Here is a 16108-nt window from a genome sequence, read left to right as displayed (position 1 = left end):
GAAGAAGGACGAGACGGACGAGGCGGCAGGGGCGGCGGTCGGCCGGGGATCAGGAGGTCGGTGTGAGATCAAGGGGCGGGAGCGACGCCGAAGCGGGTGGCCAGGGCCTCGCGCTGGGCGCGGACGAAGGCGGCGTCCACCACGGCGCCGTGGCCGGGGACGTACAGCGCGTCCTCGCCGCCCAGGGCCAGCAGGCGGTCCAGCGCGGCGGGCCACCGCTGCGGCAGGGCGTCCCGGCCCGCCTGCGGCTCGCCGGACTCCTCGACCAGGTCGCCGCAGAAGACGATCTCGCGGGCGCCGTGCCGGCCGGGGGCCAGGACCGCCAGGTCGTGGGCGGTGTGGCCGGGGCCGACGTTCGCCAGCAGCACCTGCCGGTCGCCGAGGTCCACGGTCAGCTGGCCGTGCACGTGGTGGTGCGGGGCGACGAGCAGGTCGGCGGCCTCGGCGGCGGCGTCCGGGTCGACGCCGTGCCGGATCGCGGCGTCCCGCAGCGAGTCCTTGCTGCGGCGCAGCAGATCGCCCAGGCCGGCCGCGCCGAACACCTCGACGCCGGCGAACGCGGCGGTGCCCAGTACGTGATCGAAATGCGGGTGGGTGAGCGCGACATGCGTCACGTCCCGGCCGAGCACGCCGCGTACCGTCCGGCGCAGATCCGCGCCGTCGCGCAGGGTCGCCCCGGTGTCGACGATCATGACGCCGGCCGACCCGGCGATCACGCCGATCGTCTCGTCCCAGCCCGTCATACGGCGTCTGGCGACACCGTCACCGAGCTGTTCCCAACCGGCCTCTTCCCAAGCAGTGCGCATACCGAGACGCTAGCTCCCTCGCGATAGCGTTGCCCGGCAGATCGGCCGAACACGGTCATCGCAGGCGTGCCGCGTGAGGTCGCCCTTGCCGTGCCGGTGCTACCCGGCCGTACACTGGCTCAAGGTCTGGCACTCGGCCCGTGTGAGTGCCAGGGAGTAACGAGACGGCGGACGGCCGGACTGGAGGTGCGCGCCATGCTCAGTGAACGCAGGCTCGAAGTGCTGCGCGCCATCGTCCAGGACTACGTCGGGACGGAGGAGCCGGTCGGCTCCAAGGCGCTCACCGAGCGGCATCAGCTCGGGGTGTCCCCGGCCACGATCCGTAACGACATGGCAGCGCTGGAGGACGAGGGCTACATCGCCCAGCCGCACACGAGTGCCGGGCGGATCCCGACCGACAGGGGCTACCGCCTCTTCGTCGACAAGCTGGCCGGCGTCAAGCCGCTGTCCAGCCCCGAGCGGCGGGCCATCCAGAATTTCCTGGACGGTGCCGTCGACCTCGACGACGTGGTGGGCCGCACGGTCCGGCTGCTGGCGCAGCTGACCCGGCAGGTCGCGGTCGTGCAGTACCCGTCGCTGACCCGGTCCACGGTCCGGCACGTCGAGCTGCTGGCACTCGCCCCGGCCCGCCTGATGCTCGTGCTCATCACCGACACCGGACGGGTCGAGCAGCGGCTCATCGACTGCCAGGCCCCCTTTGCCGAGGCATCCCTGGCGGACCTGCGGGCGCGGCTGAACAGCCGGGTCGTGGGCCGCCGTTTCACGGATGTGCCCCCCTTGGTGCAGGATCTCCCGGAGTCCTTCGAGCAGGACGACCGCGGCACGGTCTCGACAGTGCTGTCGGTGTTGCTGGAGACTTTGGTGGAGGAGACCGAAGAGCGGCTGATGATCGGCGGCACCGCCAATCTCACGCGCTTCGGACACGACTTCCCCCTGACCATCCGTCCGGTGCTCGAGGCGCTTGAGGAGCATGTGGTGATGCTCAAGCTCCTCGGCGAGGCCAAGGACTCGGGAATGACCGTACGCATCGGGCATGAGAATGCCCACGAGGGCCTGACGTCCACATCGGTCGTCACGGTCGGCTACGGTTCGGGCGACGAGGCAGTCGCCAAACTCGGCGTGGTCGGACCGACCCGCATGGACTACCCCGGAACGATGGGAGCGGTACGCGCAGTGGCACGTTACGTCGGACAGATCCTGGCGGAGTCGTAAGTGGCCACGGATTACTACGCGGTCCTGGGCGTTCGGCGCGATGCCTCGCAGGACGAGATCAAGAAGGCGTTCCGGCGGCTGGCGCGCGAGCTGCACCCGGACGTGAACCCGGATCCCAAGACCCAGGAGCGGTTCAAGGAGATCAACGCCGCTTACGAGGTCCTGTCGGATCCGCAGAAGAAGCAGGTCTACGACCTCGGCGGGGACCCGCTCTCGCAGGCGGGCGGCGGCCAGGGCGCGGGCGGCTTCGGCGCGGGCTTCGGCAACTTCTCCGACATCATGGACGCGTTCTTCGGCACCGCGTCGCAGCGCGGGCCGCGCTCGCGCACCCGCCGCGGCCAGGACGCCATGATCCGGCTCGACATCGAGCTGAACGAAGCGGCCTTCGGCACGACCAAGGACATCCAGGTCGACACCGCGGTCGTCTGCACCACCTGCACCGGTGAGGGCGCGGCGCCGGGCACCTCGGCGCAGACCTGCGACATGTGCCGCGGCCGCGGTGAGGTCTCGCAGGTCACCCGGTCCTTCCTCGGCCAGGTCATGACCTCCCGGCCGTGCCCGCAGTGCCAGGGCTTCGGCACGGTCGTGCCGACCCCGTGCCCCGAGTGCGCGGGCGACGGCCGGATCCGCTCCCGCCGCACGCTGACGGTCAAGATCCCGGCCGGTGTCGACAACGGCACCCGCATCCAGCTCGCCGGCGAGGGCGAGGTCGGCCCCGGCGGCGGCCCGGCCGGTGACCTCTACGTCGAGATCCACGAGCTGCCGCACCCGGTCTTCCAGCGACGCGGCGACGATCTGCACTGCACGGTCACCATCCCGATGACGGCGGCGGCGCTGGGCACGAAGTGCCCGCTGGAGACGCTCGACGGGGTGGAGGAGATCGACGTCCGGCCCGGCACCCAGTCCGGCCAGTCGATCCCGCTGCATCAGCGCGGGGTGACCCATCTGCGGGGCGGCGGCCGCGGCGACCTGATCGTCCACGTCGAGGTGCAGACGCCCAGCAAGCTCGACCCCGAGCAGGAGGAGCTGCTGCGCCGGCTCTCCAAGCTCCGCGGCGAGGAACGCCCCACGGGCCAGTTCCAGCCGGGACAGCAGGGGCTGTTCTCGCGGCTGAAGGACGCCTTCAACGGGCGGTAGGCAGGCCCGCCCCGGTTCGGTGCGGTGCGGTGGGCGTGACACGATGTGCGCATGCCCACCGCACCAACCGATCTCTGCCGCTACCCCATCGTGCAGGCCCCGATGGCGGGAGGCGGTTCCGGACCCGAGCTGGCCGCCGCCGTCTGCGGCGCCGGCGGTCTCGGCTTCCTCGCCGGCGGCTACAAGACCGCCGACGGGATGTACCAGGAGATCAAGCAGCTGCGGTCGATGACCGACCGGCCCTTCGGCGTCAATCTCTTCATGCCGCAGCCCTCGCTGGCCGACTCCGCCGCCGTCGACGTCTACCGCGAACAGCTCGCCGGCGAGGCCGCCTGGTACGAGACCGAACTCGGTGACACCGACGGGCCCAGCGACGACAACTACGAGGCCAAGCTCGCGATCCTGCGCGAGGACCCGGTGCCGGTGGTGTCCTTCACCTTCGGCTGCCCGTCGCGCGCGGTGCTCGACGGCTTCGCCAAGGTCGGTACGTACACCGTCGTCACCGCCACCACCGCCGCCGAGGCGCAGGCCGCGCAGTGGTCGGGCGCGGACGCGGTGTGTGTGCAGGGCGTGGAGGCCGGCGGCCACCAGAGCACCCACCGGGACGATCCGCACGCGGACGGCACCGGTGCCGGGCTGGGGCTGCTGGCCCTGCTCGGCCAGGTACGGGAGGCGGTACAGATCCCGGTGATCGCCGCGGGTGGGCTGATGCGCGGGTCGCAGATCGCGGCGGTGCTGGCGGCCGGGGCGTCCATGGCGCAGCTGGGCACCGCCTTCCTCGCCACGCCGGAGTCGGGCGCCAACCCGCTCCACAAGCAGGCGCTGACCAACCCCCTGTTCACGCATACGGAGTTGACCCGGGCGTTCTCCGGGCGGCCGGCCCGCGGGCTGGTGAACCGCTTCCTGCGCGAGCACGGCCCGTACGCCCCGGCCGCCTACCCCGCCGTGCACTACCTCACCTCCACCGTGCGCAAGGCCGCGGCCAAGGCCGGCGACGCGCAGGGGATCAACCTGTGGGCGGGGCAGGGGCACCGGCTGGCCCGGGCGATGCCCGCCGCCCAGCTCGTCGAGGTCCTCGCGGCCGAAATGGACGCCGCGCGCGCCGCGTTGGGCCGGACCGCCGACGGCGGCGCCTCATGACCGCGCCCGTCTTCCTCGTCGATTCGCTCGCGGACGTACGCGCCGGCGCCACGCTGACCGTGGACGGCCCCGAGGGGCGGCACGCGGTGTCGGTGCGCCGGCTGCGGGTCGGCGAGGAGGTCGTGCTGACGGACGGCCGCGGCGCCGGGGCCCACGGCACCGTCGCCGGCGTCGAGGGCAAGGACCGGCTCACCGTCGCGGTCGCGGAGCTGCGCACCGAGGAGCCGCCGAACCCGACGATCACCGTCGTCCAGGCACTCCCCAAGGGCGACCGCGGCGAGCTGGCCGTGGAGACCATGACCGAGACCGGCGTGGACGCCATCGTGCCCTGGCCGGCGGCGCGTTGTGTGACCCAGTGGAAGGGCGAGCGGGCCGCCAAGGCGCTGGGCAAATGGCGCGCCACGGCCCGTGAGGCGGGCAAGCAGTCGCGTCGGCTGACCTTCCCCGAGGTGGCCGACCCCCTGACGACCAAGCAGGTGGCCGCGCTCCTCGCGGACGCCGACTTCGCAGCCGTCCTCCACGAGGAGGGCAGCTCCCCGCTCGCCACCGCGGAACTCCCCGCCACCGGGCGCCTGGTGCTCGTCGTCGGCCCCGAGGGCGGTGTCTCCCCGGAGGAGCTCGCCACCTTCGCCGAGGCGGGCGCCAAGCCGTACCGGCTGGGGACGACCGTGCTGCGCACCTCCACGGCGGGCACCGCGGCCACCGCCCTGCTGCTGGGACGCACCGGGCGCTGGAGCTAGGCCGTGTCTTTCGGATCAGGTCGGAGCAGCCCGCGGCGTCCGGTGCCGTGCATCGCAAGGCCGAGGAGGGAGTCGACGCGGTGGGGGCACCTCCCAGCGGTAGCTGGGGGACGTCGGCGACCGACGAGAACGCCGCGAGGCGCGGTGCCGGGCGTCGCGGGCCCGGCATGATCCGAAAGACACGGCCTAGGCCGAAAGACACGGCCTTGGCCGGCTTCCCCGGTCTCCCCAGGGGCACCCCGCCGGCCTGCCGGACGCGGGCGGGAGGATCATGGGGGCATGGCGAATTCCGCGGGGGCAAAGGCAGTGGTGATCGGGATCGCGGCGCTGGGCGTGGTCGCGGCGCTCGCCGTGTTGTGGATCTTCAGCCTTTTCGCGTGCCTCGTTCTCGGCTGGGCACCACCGCTGCCGTAGCCGGCCTCGGGGCGACGGGCCGCGCAGGGGTGCGCCGACAGCCCCGAAAGCCTGTCGGCGCACCGCCGTTCCGCGCAATGACGGACGGCCGGGTCAGGCCAGCAGCTCGGCCGCCAGCGTGATGTTCTTGACGCCTGCCAGCGCCTGGCTCACCGGGCAGTTCTTCTTGGCGTCCTCGGCCGCGGCCTGGAACTCCTCCTCGGACAGGCCGGGGACGCGGGCCTTGACGGTCAGGGCGATGCCGGTGATGCCCTCACCGGGCTGGAAGGTGACGTCGGCGCGGGTGTCCAGGGCCTCGACGGTGTGGCCCTTGCCCGCCAGGCCGTGCGAGAAGGCCATGGAGTAGCAGGAGGAGTGGGCCGCCGCGATCAGTTCCTCGGGGCTGGTGACGCCGTTGGGCTGCTCCGCGCGGGCGGGCCAGTTCACGTCGTACGTGCCGACGTTGGAGGACTCCAGGGCGACGGTGCCCTTGCCCTGGAGGAGGTTGCCCTCCCAGTGGGTGGTGGCGGTGCGCGTGGTTGCCATGGTGCATAACTCCCGATGGTGGGCGAAAGCGATCACGGTCCAGCTTAGTGATCCCGGGCCCCGCATCCCGGCGGCCCGGCCACCGCGCCGTCGTGCGTCGCCCCGCCGGTGGCGTGCCCCGCGCGGCGTACGGGTGGGGTGGGGCCGCGCCGCGTGCCGCCCGGTAGCATCCGAGGCCGTGCGCACCGTGCGTACGGGATGACCCGGGAGGAGCCACCGGTGGCGGGAGAACCGCAGGCCGACTGCCTGTTCTGCAAGATCGTGGCGGGGGAGGTGCCGGCGACCATCGTCCGGGAGACCGAGACCACCGTCGCGTTCCGCGACATCAACCCCCAGGCGCCGACGCACGTCCTGGTGATCCCCAAGGTGCACTACCCCGACGCGGCGTCCCTCGCCGCCGCCGAGCCGCAGGTCCTCGCCGACATACTGCGCGAGTCGCGCGAGGTCGCCGCCGAGGACAAGGTCGAGGACCGCGGCTACCGGGTCGTCTTCAACACCGGTGCCGGCGCGGGCCAGACCGTCTTCCACGCGCACCTGCACGTGCTCGGCGGCCGCGGCCTGCAGTGGCCGCCCGGGTAACCGACCGTGTCCGTACGTGAATTGGTGGTCCTCGGCACCGCGAGTCAGGTTCCCACGCGGCACCGCAACCACAACGGCTACCTGCTGCGCTGGGACGGCCAGGGGCTGCTGTTCGACCCCGGTGAGGGCACCCAGCGGCAGATGCTGCGCGCCGGGGTCGCCGCCCACGACCTCAACCGGATCTGCATCACGCACTTCCACGGCGACCATTCGCTCGGCCTGGCCGGGGTGATCCAGCGGATCAACCTCGACCGGGTGCCGCACCCGGTCACCGCCCACTACCCGGCCAGCGGGGAGCGCTTCTTCGAGCGGCTGCGCTATGCCACCGCGTACCGGGAGACGGTCCGTCTGGTCCAGCGGCCGGTCGCCGTCGACGGTGAGCTGGAGCGCTCGGCGGCGTACGTCCTGGAGGCGCGCAAGCTCTCGCACCCGGTCGAGTCGTACGGCTACCGCATCGTCGAGCCGGACTCCCGCCGGATGCTGCCGGAGCGGCTGGCGGCGCACGGCATCGCCGGGCCGGACGTCGGGCGGCTGCAGCGGCTCGGCGAGCTGAACGGCGTCACCCTGGAAGAGGTGAGCGAGCAGCGCCCCGGCCAGCGGTTCGCGTTCGTCATGGACACTCGGCTGTGCCCCGGCGTGCACGCCCTTGCGGAGGGGGCGGACATGCTCGTCATCGAGTCGACGTTCCTGGACGAGGACGTCCAACTGGCCGTCGACCACGGTCATCTGACCGCAGGCCAGGCCGCCGAGGTGGCCGCGCAGGCAGGCGTGCGGCATCTGGTGCTGACGCACTTCTCGCAGCGCTACGACGACCCCGCGGAGTTCGAGCGGCAGGCGCGGGCGGCGGGCTTCACGGGCGAGCTGACCATCGCCAGGGACCTGATGCGGGTGCCGGTGCCCAAGCGGCGCTGAGCGCCCGGCGGAGGACGGCCCGCCGGGCGCACGCCCCCCTGCCCTACGGCAGGTAGTACATCGGGTTCGGCAGCTTGAAGGTCCGGTCCCCGGCCCCGCCGCTCAGATCGCTGTACTGGTCGCCGAAGTTGGCGACGATGTTGTAGCCGAGCGACTCGATGTGCTTGCGGGTGCCCGACTTGTACTCGATGGTCGTGCAGGCGGCACCGCAGGGCAGGTACGCCGGCGGGTGCTCCTTGTCCTTCAGGTAGACGTGGCGGCGGTCCAGCGCCACGTCGTAGCCGACGTTCTTGAGGTTGCGGACGCTCCAGTCGCGCTGCGCTTCCTTGCGGCCGGTGAGGAAGAAGACCTCGGCGCCCTTGTCGTGCGCCCAGTTGACGAGCCGGTTCATGCCGAAGACCGGGTCCATGTCGGTGCTCTCCAGGTACTTGTCCTGGCTCTCCGGGGTGAAGTGGAAGCCGACCTGGAGCTCGTAGTTGTACGTGAGCAGGGTGGTGTCGTCGATGTCGAGGACGATGGCCGGCTTGGCCTTCTTGCCGCTCAGGGTGTTTTTGGCGAGGGCCTTGGTCAGGTAGGCGCGGGCCTTGGCCTCGATGCCGTGGACCTGGCGGGCGTAGTTGCTGCGCGGGGAGGCGTAGTGCTCGCCGTCGGCCGTGACCGTGTCGCCGTAGTACGCCTTGATCTTGTCCTGGACCTGGGTGAGGTTCGGGATCTCCTTGTCGGTGCGCGGCACGGAGTGTTCGGCGGTGGCCTGGCCGATACCGAAGACGGCGGTGCCGGCCACGAGGGCGGCGACCGTCGCGGCGCCGAGACGGGCGCGACGGGAGAGGGCGGGACGGAAGCGATCGGGGCGCGGCATGCGCGGCTCCTTCGGGGGTGGCGCGAGTGGTCATCGGTAGGTTTAACAGAGCGTTATATCGCTATCTACGCGCGAAGATTCAATGATTGGCAAAGCCTGGCAGGTGGTCAGGGTGCGCACCGGTGGGGTGGTGCGGCCGGGGCGCTTGACGGCCCGATCGCGCGATCCCTAGGCTCCAACCGCATGCATGAACTCCATACGTATACAGGAACATTGCCGTCCTCGTAGGAGCCTGCGGATGACCGACCGTGAGAACGCCCTCGCCCTCGCCGAGGTCCGGCTCACCCCGGTCCTGGTGGCCGATCCGCCCCTGCTGAACACCCAGGGTGTGCACCAGCCGTACACCCCTCGCCTGATCATCGAGGTGGTCACCGAGCGCGGCGTCACGGGACTCGGTGAGACGTACGGGGACGCCGGGTACCTGGAGTTGGCGAAGCCGTTGGCGGGGTCGCTGATCGGCCGTTCGGTCACGGACCTGAACGGCCTGCCCGCCCTCGCCGCCGAGGTCTGCGGGGACGCGGCCGCCGCGACCGGCCCGGACGCGGTGGACGTCGGCGGGCTGCGCGGCGTCCGGACCGCCGACAAGCTGCGGCTCTCGGTCCTCTCCGGGTTCGAGGTCGCCTGCCTGGACGCCTGGGGCAAGGCCGTCGGCCTGCCCGTCCACGCCCTGCTCGGCGGCAAGGTCCGCGACACGGTGGAGTACAGCGCCTACCTCTTCTACCGCTGGGCCGCGCACCCGGACGGCCGGGGCGAGCGCGACGACTGGGGCGCGGCGCTGGACCCGGCCGGAGTCGTCGCCCAGGCCCGCCGGTTCGCCGACACCTACGGCTTCACGTCCTTCAAGCTCAAGGGCGGGGTGTTCGAGCCGGCGCAGGAGGTCGCGGCGATCAAGGCGCTGGCCGAGGCGTTCCCCGGCCGGCCGCTGCGGCTGGACCCCAACGGCGCCTGGAGCGTGGCGACCGCGCTCGCGGTCGCGGAGGAACTGGGGGACGTCCTGGAGTATCTGGAGGACCCGGTGAGCGGCACGGCCCGCATGGCGGAGGTGGCGGCCGCACTGGGCGGTACGGGTCCCGGCGGCGGGCCGGGCACACCGCCCGGCGGGGCGCGGCTGCCGCTGGCCACCAACATGTGCGTGACCACCTTCGGCGAGATCGCCGAGGCGTTCACCCGGGACGCCGTCCAAATCGTGCTCTCCGACCACCACTACTGGGGCGGGCTGCGCGCGACCCGTGAACTCGCGGCCGTCTGCGCCGCGTTCGGCGTCGGGGTGTCCATGCACTCCAACACCCACCTCGGCATCAGCCTCGCCGCGATGACCCAGGTCGCCGCGACGCTGCCCGGTCTCCGGTACGCCTGCGACAGCCATTACCCCTGGCAGACCGAGGACGTCCTCACCGAGCGGCTCGCCTTCCACGACGGCCGGGTGACGGTCGGCGACGCCCCCGGCCTCGGCGTCGAGCTCGACCGCGACCGGCTCGCCGTGCTGCACCGCCGGTGGCTGGCCGACGACGGCACCCTGCGCGACCGCGACGACGCCGCGGCGATGCGGCGCGCCGACCCCGGCTGGACCGCCCCCGCCGTCCCGCGCTGGTGACCGGCTCGCCCGCCCGCCGGGCCGCCCGCGCGGGCGATCCGGCACCGGGCCCCGGCCGGTGATCACGGACCCGGCCGAGGTCCTGTGCCAGGTCGCCCGGCACGCGTACGGTGAGGCACGGCTCAGTGGCGGTGCGCCACAGTGGTCCCGTACGTGATCTTTGAAAGGGGCTGTTCCGATGGCACAGGAAGTGCGCGGCGTGATCGCGCCGGGGAAGAACGAACCGGTGCGGGTGGAAACGATCCTGGTGCCGGATCCGGGCCCCGGCGAGGCCGTGGTGAAGGTCCAGGCGTGCGGGGTGTGCCACACCGATCTGCACTACAAGCAGGGCGGCATCAACGACGACTTCCCGTTCCTGCTCGGGCACGAGGCGTCCGGCGTCGTGGAGTCGGTCGGTGCGGGGGTCACGGAGATCGCGCCCGGTGACTTCGTCGTCCTCAACTGGCGCGCGGTGTGCGGTCAGTGCCGGGCCTGCCGGCGCGGCCGCCCGCAGTACTGCTTCGACACGCACAACGCCGAGCAGAAGATGACGCTGAAGGACGGCACCGAGCTGACCCCCGCGCTCGGCATCGGCGCCTTCGCCGACAAGACGCTGGTCGCCGCCGGGCAGTGCACCAAGGTCGACCCGGAGGTGTCGCCCGCGGTGGCGGGTCTGCTGGGCTGCGGGGTGATGGCGGGCATCGGCGCCGCCCTCAACACCGGCCGGGTGGGGCGCGGCGACGCGGTCGCGGTGATCGGCTGCGGCGGTGTCGGGGACGCGGCGGTGGTCGGCTCGTACCTGGCCGGCGCTTCCAAGATCATTGCGGTGGACATCGACGACCGCAAGCTGACCACCGCGCGTTCCATGGGTGCCACCCACACCGTCAACTCCCGCACCACCGACCCCGTCGAGGCGATCCGCGAGCTGACCGGCGGCTTCGGCGCGGACGTCGTCATCGACGCGGTCGGCCGGCCCGAGACGTACCGGCAGGCGTTCTACGCCCGCGACCTCGCCGGCACCGTCGTCCTGGTGGGTGTGCCCACCCCCGAGATGACCCTGGAACTTCCCCTGCTGGACGTCTTCGGCCGCGGCGGCGCCCTCAAGTCCTCCTGGTACGGCGACTGTCTGCCGTCCCGCGACTTCCCGATGCTCATCGACCTGCACCAGCAGGGCCGGATCGACCTCGCCGCGTTCGTCACCGAGACCATCGGCATCGACGACGTGGAGAAGGCTTTCGAGCGGATGCACGCCGGTGACGTCCTGCGTTCGGTGGTGACGTTCTGATGGCGGCCCGCATCGACCACCTGGTCACCTCCGGCACCTTCTCCCTCGACGGCGGCACCTGGGACGTCGACAACAACGTCTGGATCGTCGGCAACGACGACGAGGCGATCGTCATCGACGCCGCCCACGACGCCGACGCCATCCTCACGGCCCTCGGCGGCCGGACGCTGCGCGCGATCATCTGCACGCACGCACACAACGACCACATCGACGCCGCCCCGGCGCTGGCCTCCCGCACCGGGGCGCGGATCCATCTGCACCCCGCCGACCTGCCGCTGTGGAAGATGACCCACCCGGACACCGCGCCGGACGCGGAGCTGGCGGACGGCCAGGTGCTGACCATCGCGGGGACCGACCTGCGGGTGCTGCACACGCCCGGCCACGCGCCGGGCGCGGTCTGCCTCCACGCGCCCGAGCTGGGGGCCGTCTTCACCGGCGACACGCTCTTCCAGGGCGGCCCGGGCGCCACCGGACGGTCGTTCTCCGACTTCCCGACGATCGTCGGGTCGATCCGGGAGCGGTTGCTGACGCTGCCGCCCGGTACGCGGGTGCTGACCGGTCACGGTGACCCGACGACGATCGGAGCGGAGGCCCCGCACCTGGACGAGTGGATCGCCCGCGGCCACTGAACGCCCCGGGACGGGCCCCTCACGCCTCCTTGGCCGCCCGCTGAAGGATGCGGGCGGCCACCGCGGGGGAGTCCACCAGCGGATGCAGCGCCAGCGCCCGCAGCGCCGCGCCCCGGTCCTTGAACAGGGCCGCCTCGACGGCCGCCCGCTCCACCGCCTTGACCTGGAGCATCAGCCCCAACTGGTCCTCGCGCAGCGGCGCGCAGGGCAGCGGCCGGGCGCCGCGCGCGGTCACCTCGCACACCGTCTCCACGATCGCGTCCGGCGCCAGCTGCGGCACCGTCGTCCCGTTGCGGACGTTGAGGATCAGCCGGGTCCCGCTGTCGCCCACGATGGCGTGCATCAGCGCCAGCGCCACCCGGTCGTAGCCGCCGCCCTCCAGGTCGTGGCTGTCGCGCTGCCAGCCGCCGCTGGCCTCCCGGCTGTGCGCCATGTACGTCTCCTCGCGCTCCAGCCGGGTCCGCTCCCACAGCGCGTACGCCGCCTCCGGGCCGCCGCCCGCCGCGGCCCGTTCGAAGAAGCCGCCCTGCTGCTGGTCGAGGAACTCGCCGCGGGTCTCCGGGGTGTCGCGCACCGAATCGAGCGTCTCGCGGCGGAAGTAGTAGTAGTGCAGGTACTCGTTGGGGAGCGCGCCGAGGGTGCGCAGCCACTCCGCGCCGAACAGCCGGCCCTCCTCGAAGGAGCCCAGCGCGGTGTCGTCGGCGAGCAGCCGCGGCAGCAGTTCGGTGCCGTCCAGCGTCAACGACCGCAGCCAGCCGAGGTGGTTGAGGCCGACGTAGTCGTAGCCGATCCGGCCGCTCGCGAAGGCCGACGGGTCCGCTCCGGCCGCCCGCGCCGCCCGGCGCACCAGCCCCACGGGGGAGTCGCAGATCCCGATGACGCGGTCGCCGAGCACCTGCGACATCGCCTCGGTGACCATGCCCGCCGGGTTGGTGAAGTTGATGACCCAGGCGTTCGGGGCGAGCCGGGCGACCCGTTCGGCGATGTCCACCGCCACCGGGATCGTCCGCAGGCCGTAGAGGACGCCGCCCGCGCCGACCGTCTCCTGGCCGAGCACGCCCTCGGCGAGCGGGATCCGCTCGTCGCGGATCCGGCCGGCCGTACCGCCCACCCGTATCGCGGAGAAGACGAAGTCGGCGCCGGTCAGCGCCTCGTCCAGACCGTGGGCGACCCGTACCGGCACCGGCGCCCGGTGGCCGTGCGCCAGCCGTGTCAGCACCTCGGCGATCACTCCCACCCGGCGGGCGTCGGTGTCGTGCAGCACCACCTCGGAGACGGATCCCGCCGGGTCGTCCAGCAGCGCGCGGTAGACCAGCGGCACCCGGAAGCCGCCCCCGCCGAGAATCGTGAGCCTCATGGGGCGGAACGTACCGCAGCATCAGGCACACTGGCGGCACGTGCCGATACGAGAGGGGCGTGCACGGTGAGCAGCCGAGGTGATGTCCATCCGCCCACGGGCCCGGCCGCCGTGCCACCGGCCCTCGATCCGCTGGCCGCCGTGCGCGCCGACGGCGATCCGCGCACCGACGTGTACCTCACCGGCACGGTCTTCCTGGACATCATCTTCACCGGCCTGGACTCCGCGCCGGTCCGCGGCACCGAGTCCTGGGCCCGCGGCATGGGCTCCAGCCCGGGCGGCATCGCCAACATGGCCACCGCGCTGGCCCGGCTGGGGCTGCGCACCTCCCTCGCCGCGGCGTTCGGCGACGACAAGTACGGCGAGTACTGCTGGGAGGCGCTCGAACAGGGCGAGGGCATCGACCTGTCCCTCTCCCGCACCGTCCCCGGCTGGCACTCCCCGGTGACCGTCTCCATGGCGTACGAGGGCGAACGCACGATGGTGTCGCACGGCCACGAGGCGCCGCCGCCGGACTTCGTCTTCGACGGCAAGCACGCGCCGGGCTGCCCGCCGCCGTCCCGCGCCTGCGTCGCCTCGCTGGTGCCGGGGCGCCGGGAGGGCTGGCTGGGCTGCGCGGCCGGCCGCGGCAGCCGCCTCTTCGCGGACGTGGGCTGGGACGACAGCGGCCGCTGGGACCCGGCCGACCTCGCCGACCTGGAGCACTGCGAGGCGTTCCTGCCCAACGCCGAGGAGGCGATGCGCTACATGCGGACGGACTGCCCGCGCGCGGCCGCCCGCAAGCTCGCCGACCTGGTACCGCTCGCGGTCGTCACGCTCGGCTCGGAGGGCGCCTACGCGGTGGACGGGCGGACCGGGGAGACCGCCGAGGTGCCCGCCATCGCGGTGCAGGCACTGGACCCGACGGGCGCCGGCGACGTCTTCGTCGCCGGGTTCGTGACCGGCACGCTGGCCGACTGGCCGCTCGCCGAGCGGCTGGCCTTCGCGGGGCTGAGCGCCGCGCTGTCGGTGCAGGAGTTCGGCGGCTCGCTCTCCGCGCCGGGCTGGGCGGAGATCGCGGCCTGGTGGCAGCAGGTGCGGACGTACGAGGCGGGGGCGCCGGGCGCGCTGCGCCGCCAGTACGCCTTCCTGGACGAGGTGCTGCCGGCGGCCTACCGGCCCGCCCCGCTGGCCCGCGCCGTCCCCACGCTCGGCTTCCGCCACCCGGCCTGAGAGCCCTCCGGCCCCCGTTGCGGCCGGCCGGGCCGGGCGGTGCGGAAAAGCCCTCGGGCTTGTCGGTGCACCGTCGTACCCTGGTAGCGCAAGGAGTCAGTGCAGGCAGGCACCTCAGAGGGGCACGTCTTATGAGCGAAGGACGGGGTTGAGCAGGCCACTGGGCCACCCTATGACTCAGACACCCATGCAGCCGCAGGCGAGCGCACAGTTCACCGTCCCGGCCAAGCACCCGATGGTGACGGTCCTGGGTTCCGGGGACTCGCTACTGCGTGTGATCGAAAGAGCCTTCCCGGCGACCGACATCCACGTCCGGGGCAACGAAGTCAGCGCGGTCGGCGACGCCCGGGAAGTCGCCCTCATCCAGCGCCTTTTCGACGAGATGATGCTGGTGCTCCGCACCGGACAACCGATGACGGAGGACGCAGTGGAACGCTCCATCGCCATGCTGCGCGCGGCGGAGGACGGCGAGGGTGCGGTGAGCGAGACGCCCGCCGAGGTGCTCACCCAGAACATCCTGTCCAACCGCGGGCGCACGATCCGGCCCAAGACGCTGAACCAGAAGCGCTATGTCGACGCCATCGACAAGCACACCGTCGTCTTCGGGATCGGCCCGGCGGGTACCGGCAAGACGTACCTGGCGATGGCGAAGGCCGTGCAGGCGCTGCAGGCCAAGCAGGTCAACCGGATCATCCTGACCCGTCCCGCGGTCGAGGCCGGCGAGCGGCTGGGCTTCCTGCCCGGCACCCTCTACGAGAAGATCGACCCGTATCTGCGTCCGCTCTACGACGCGCTGCACGACATGCTCGACCCCGACTCCATCCCGCGCCTGATGGCCGCGGGCACGATCGAGGTCGCGCCGCTGGCGTACATGCGCGGCCGGACGCTCAACGACGCGTTCATCATCCTCGACGAGGCGCAGAACACGAACCCCGAGCAGATGAAGATGTTCCTCACCCGCCTCGGGTTCGAATCCAAGATCGTCGTCACCGGCGACGTCACCCAGGTCGACCTGCCGGGCAGCACGAAGAGCGGTCTGCGCCAGGTCCGGGACATCCTGGACGGCGTCGACGACGTGCACTTCTCACTGCTCACGAGCCAGGACGTGGTCCGCCACAAGCTCGTCGGCCGTATTGTCGACGCCTACGAGAAGTACGACAGCCGCAACGGCCAGTGAGCCCGAGCACCGCGCGATCAAGAAGCGAGAAGCAACTCCCCTCATGTCCATCGACGTGAACAACGAGTCCGGCACGGACGTCGACGAGCAGGCGATCCTCGACGTCGCCCGCTACGCCCTGGCCCGGATGCGTATCCACCCGCTCTCCGAGCTGTCCGTCATCGTCGTGGACGACGAGGCCATGGAGCAGCTCCACCTGCAGTGGATGGACCTGCCGGGTCCGACCGATGTCATGTCCTTCCCGATGGACGAGCTGCGTCCGCCGGCCAAGGACGACGAGGAGCCCCCGCAGGGGCTCCTCGGTGACATCGTGCTGTGCCCGGAGGTCGCCAAGAAGCAGGGCGAGGAGGCGCCGACCGGGCACAGCATGGACGAGGAGCTCCAGCTGCTGACCGTCCACGGTGTGCTCCACCTCCTCGGCTACGACCACGAGGAGCCGGACGAGAAGGCCGAGATGTTCGGGCTCCAGGCGGCGATCGTCGACGGCTGGCGCACGGAGCGGGGCCTGACCGGCCCCTCGCCGGCCCCGACCGTCACCTGACGGGCGCCCG

General features: G+C 72.3%; 17 protein-coding genes. 13 read left to right on the top strand and 4 right to left on the bottom strand.

Features of this window, described 5'->3' with window-relative positions; translation table 11 throughout:
* Nucleotides 1–68 precede the first annotated feature (68 nt).
* Nucleotides 69–806 (bottom strand): MBL fold metallo-hydrolase, encoded by a 738-nt coding sequence (locus OO62_RS03280; protein WP_033265638.1) that lies wholly within the window; start codon nucleotides 804–806, stop codon nucleotides 69–71.
* A 195-nt stretch (nucleotides 807–1001) separates the two neighbouring features.
* Between OO62_RS03280 and hrcA the strand changes: the two genes are divergently transcribed.
* From hrcA to OO62_RS41260, 5 genes are all read left to right on the top strand, one after another.
* Complete coding sequence (gene hrcA, locus OO62_RS03275; RefSeq protein ID WP_033265637.1) at nucleotides 1002–2018, top strand: heat-inducible transcriptional repressor HrcA; 1017 nt, start codon at nucleotides 1002–1004, stop codon at nucleotides 2016–2018.
* Nucleotides 2019–3155 (top strand): molecular chaperone DnaJ, encoded by a 1137-nt coding sequence (gene dnaJ / locus OO62_RS03270; protein ID WP_033265636.1) that lies wholly within the window; start codon nucleotides 2019–2021, stop codon nucleotides 3153–3155.
* Nucleotides 3156–3206: 51 nt separating this feature from the next.
* Nucleotides 3207–4295: a nitronate monooxygenase gene (locus tag OO62_RS03265; protein WP_033265635.1), complete on the top strand. Its 1089-nt coding sequence runs from the start codon at nucleotides 3207–3209 to the stop codon at nucleotides 4293–4295.
* Nucleotides 4292–5035 (top strand): 16S rRNA (uracil(1498)-N(3))-methyltransferase, encoded by a 744-nt coding sequence (locus OO62_RS03260; protein WP_033265634.1) that lies wholly within the window; start codon nucleotides 4292–4294, stop codon nucleotides 5033–5035. The genes OO62_RS03265 and OO62_RS03260 overlap by 4 nt, the downstream gene beginning before the upstream one ends.
* Nucleotides 5036–5314: 279 nt before the next feature.
* A complete protein-coding gene (locus OO62_RS41260) occupies nucleotides 5315–5449 on the top strand; it encodes a hypothetical protein (RefSeq protein WP_266105130.1) in 135 nt (44 codons plus the stop codon).
* Nucleotides 5450–5542: 93 nt separating this feature from the next.
* On the opposite strand, the gene OO62_RS03255 is transcribed toward OO62_RS41260, so the two are convergent.
* The gene (locus OO62_RS03255) at nucleotides 5543–5974 is read right to left on the bottom strand and encodes an OsmC family protein (protein WP_033265633.1); all 432 of its coding nucleotides are present in this window, start codon (nucleotides 5972–5974) and stop codon (nucleotides 5543–5545) included.
* Between the two features lie 219 nt (nucleotides 5975–6193).
* On the opposite strand from OO62_RS03255, the gene OO62_RS03250 reads away from it, so the two are divergent.
* Both OO62_RS03250 and OO62_RS03245 read left to right on the top strand, forming a co-directional pair.
* Nucleotides 6194–6553 (top strand): histidine triad nucleotide-binding protein, encoded by a 360-nt coding sequence (locus tag OO62_RS03250; protein WP_033265632.1) that lies wholly within the window; start codon nucleotides 6194–6196, stop codon nucleotides 6551–6553.
* Nucleotides 6554–6559: 6 nt separating this feature from the next.
* On the top strand, nucleotides 6560–7465 hold the full coding sequence (locus tag OO62_RS03245; RefSeq protein ID WP_033265631.1) for a ribonuclease Z: 906 nt from the start codon (nucleotides 6560–6562) through the stop codon (nucleotides 7463–7465).
* A 43-nt stretch (nucleotides 7466–7508) separates the two neighbouring features.
* Here the strand turns inward: OO62_RS03245 and OO62_RS03240 are convergent, their stop codons facing one another.
* Complete coding sequence (locus tag OO62_RS03240) at nucleotides 7509–8324, bottom strand: HAD family acid phosphatase (RefSeq protein ID WP_033265630.1); 816 nt, start codon at nucleotides 8322–8324, stop codon at nucleotides 7509–7511.
* A gap of 238 nt (nucleotides 8325–8562) precedes the next feature.
* Between OO62_RS03240 and OO62_RS03235 the strand changes: the two genes are divergently transcribed.
* From OO62_RS03235 to OO62_RS03225, 3 genes are all read left to right on the top strand, one after another.
* Entirely contained in the window at nucleotides 8563–9918 is a 1356-nt protein-coding gene (locus OO62_RS03235; protein ID WP_033265629.1) for an enolase C-terminal domain-like protein, read from the top strand.
* Nucleotides 9919–10096: 178 nt separating this feature from the next.
* Complete coding sequence (locus OO62_RS03230; RefSeq protein ID WP_033265628.1) at nucleotides 10097–11182, top strand: S-(hydroxymethyl)mycothiol dehydrogenase; 1086 nt, start codon at nucleotides 10097–10099, stop codon at nucleotides 11180–11182.
* A complete protein-coding gene (locus tag OO62_RS03225) occupies nucleotides 11182–11811 on the top strand; it encodes an MBL fold metallo-hydrolase (RefSeq protein WP_033265627.1) in 630 nt (209 codons plus the stop codon). The genes OO62_RS03230 and OO62_RS03225 overlap by 1 nt, the downstream gene beginning before the upstream one ends.
* 19 nt (nucleotides 11812–11830) lie before the next feature.
* Here OO62_RS03225 and OO62_RS03220 read toward each other — a convergent pair whose 3' ends face one another.
* The gene (locus tag OO62_RS03220; RefSeq protein WP_033265626.1) at nucleotides 11831–13168 is read right to left on the bottom strand and encodes a family 4 glycosyl hydrolase; all 1338 of its coding nucleotides are present in this window, start codon (nucleotides 13166–13168) and stop codon (nucleotides 11831–11833) included.
* 66 nt (nucleotides 13169–13234) lie between these two features.
* Between OO62_RS03220 and OO62_RS03215 the strand changes: the two genes are divergently transcribed.
* From OO62_RS03215 to ybeY, 3 genes are all read left to right on the top strand, one after another.
* Nucleotides 13235–14380 carry a carbohydrate kinase family protein gene (locus tag OO62_RS03215; protein WP_033265625.1) on the top strand — a complete coding sequence of 382 codons (1146 nt, stop codon included), beginning with the start codon at nucleotides 13235–13237 and terminating at the stop codon, nucleotides 14378–14380.
* A gap of 172 nt (nucleotides 14381–14552) precedes the next feature.
* A complete protein-coding gene (locus OO62_RS03210) occupies nucleotides 14553–15557 on the top strand; it encodes a PhoH family protein (protein ID WP_033265624.1) in 1005 nt (334 codons plus the stop codon).
* A gap of 43 nt (nucleotides 15558–15600) precedes the next feature.
* Nucleotides 15601–16098, top strand: a complete 498-nt coding sequence (gene ybeY / locus OO62_RS03205) for an rRNA maturation RNase YbeY (protein WP_033265623.1) — start codon at nucleotides 15601–15603, stop codon at nucleotides 16096–16098.
* Nucleotides 16099–16108: the final 10 nt, after the last annotated feature.

The sequence above is a fragment of the Streptomyces lydicus genome, assembly GCF_000717345.1.
GTDB lineage: Bacteria > Actinomycetota > Actinomycetes > Streptomycetales > Streptomycetaceae > Streptomyces > Streptomyces lydicus.
Note: the sequence above shows the minus strand (reverse complement) of the source record. Positions and strands in the feature narration are given on the sequence as shown.

What these genes read in the sequence shown, in the direction of transcription:
- OO62_RS03210 (WP_033265624.1), top strand. Translation starts at nt 14,553, where the DNA reads ATGACTCAGACACCCATGCAGCCGCAGGCGAGCGCACAGTTCACCGTC.
- OO62_RS03255 (WP_033265633.1), bottom strand. Translation starts at nt 5,974, where the DNA reads ATGGCAACCACGCGCACCGCCACCACCCACTGGGAGGGCAACCTCCTC.
- OO62_RS41260 (WP_266105130.1), top strand. Translation starts at nt 5,315, where the DNA reads ATGGCGAATTCCGCGGGGGCAAAGGCAGTGGTGATCGGGATCGCGGCG.
- OO62_RS03240 (WP_033265630.1), bottom strand. Translation starts at nt 8,324, where the DNA reads ATGCCGCGCCCCGATCGCTTCCGTCCCGCCCTCTCCCGTCGCGCCCGT.
- hrcA (WP_033265637.1), top strand. Translation starts at nt 1,002, where the DNA reads ATGCTCAGTGAACGCAGGCTCGAAGTGCTGCGCGCCATCGTCCAGGAC.
- OO62_RS03230 (WP_033265628.1), top strand. Translation starts at nt 10,097, where the DNA reads ATGGCACAGGAAGTGCGCGGCGTGATCGCGCCGGGGAAGAACGAACCG.
- ybeY (WP_033265623.1), top strand. Translation starts at nt 15,601, where the DNA reads ATGTCCATCGACGTGAACAACGAGTCCGGCACGGACGTCGACGAGCAG.
- OO62_RS03235 (WP_033265629.1), top strand. Translation starts at nt 8,563, where the DNA reads ATGACCGACCGTGAGAACGCCCTCGCCCTCGCCGAGGTCCGGCTCACC.
- OO62_RS03225 (WP_033265627.1), top strand. Translation starts at nt 11,182, where the DNA reads ATGGCGGCCCGCATCGACCACCTGGTCACCTCCGGCACCTTCTCCCTC.
- OO62_RS03220 (WP_033265626.1), bottom strand. Translation starts at nt 13,168, where the DNA reads ATGAGGCTCACGATTCTCGGCGGGGGCGGCTTCCGGGTGCCGCTGGTC.
- OO62_RS03265 (WP_033265635.1), top strand. Translation starts at nt 3,207, where the DNA reads ATGCCCACCGCACCAACCGATCTCTGCCGCTACCCCATCGTGCAGGCC.
- OO62_RS03280 (WP_033265638.1), bottom strand. Translation starts at nt 806, where the DNA reads ATGCGCACTGCTTGGGAAGAGGCCGGTTGGGAACAGCTCGGTGACGGT.
- OO62_RS03260 (WP_033265634.1), top strand. Translation starts at nt 4,292, where the DNA reads ATGACCGCGCCCGTCTTCCTCGTCGATTCGCTCGCGGACGTACGCGCC.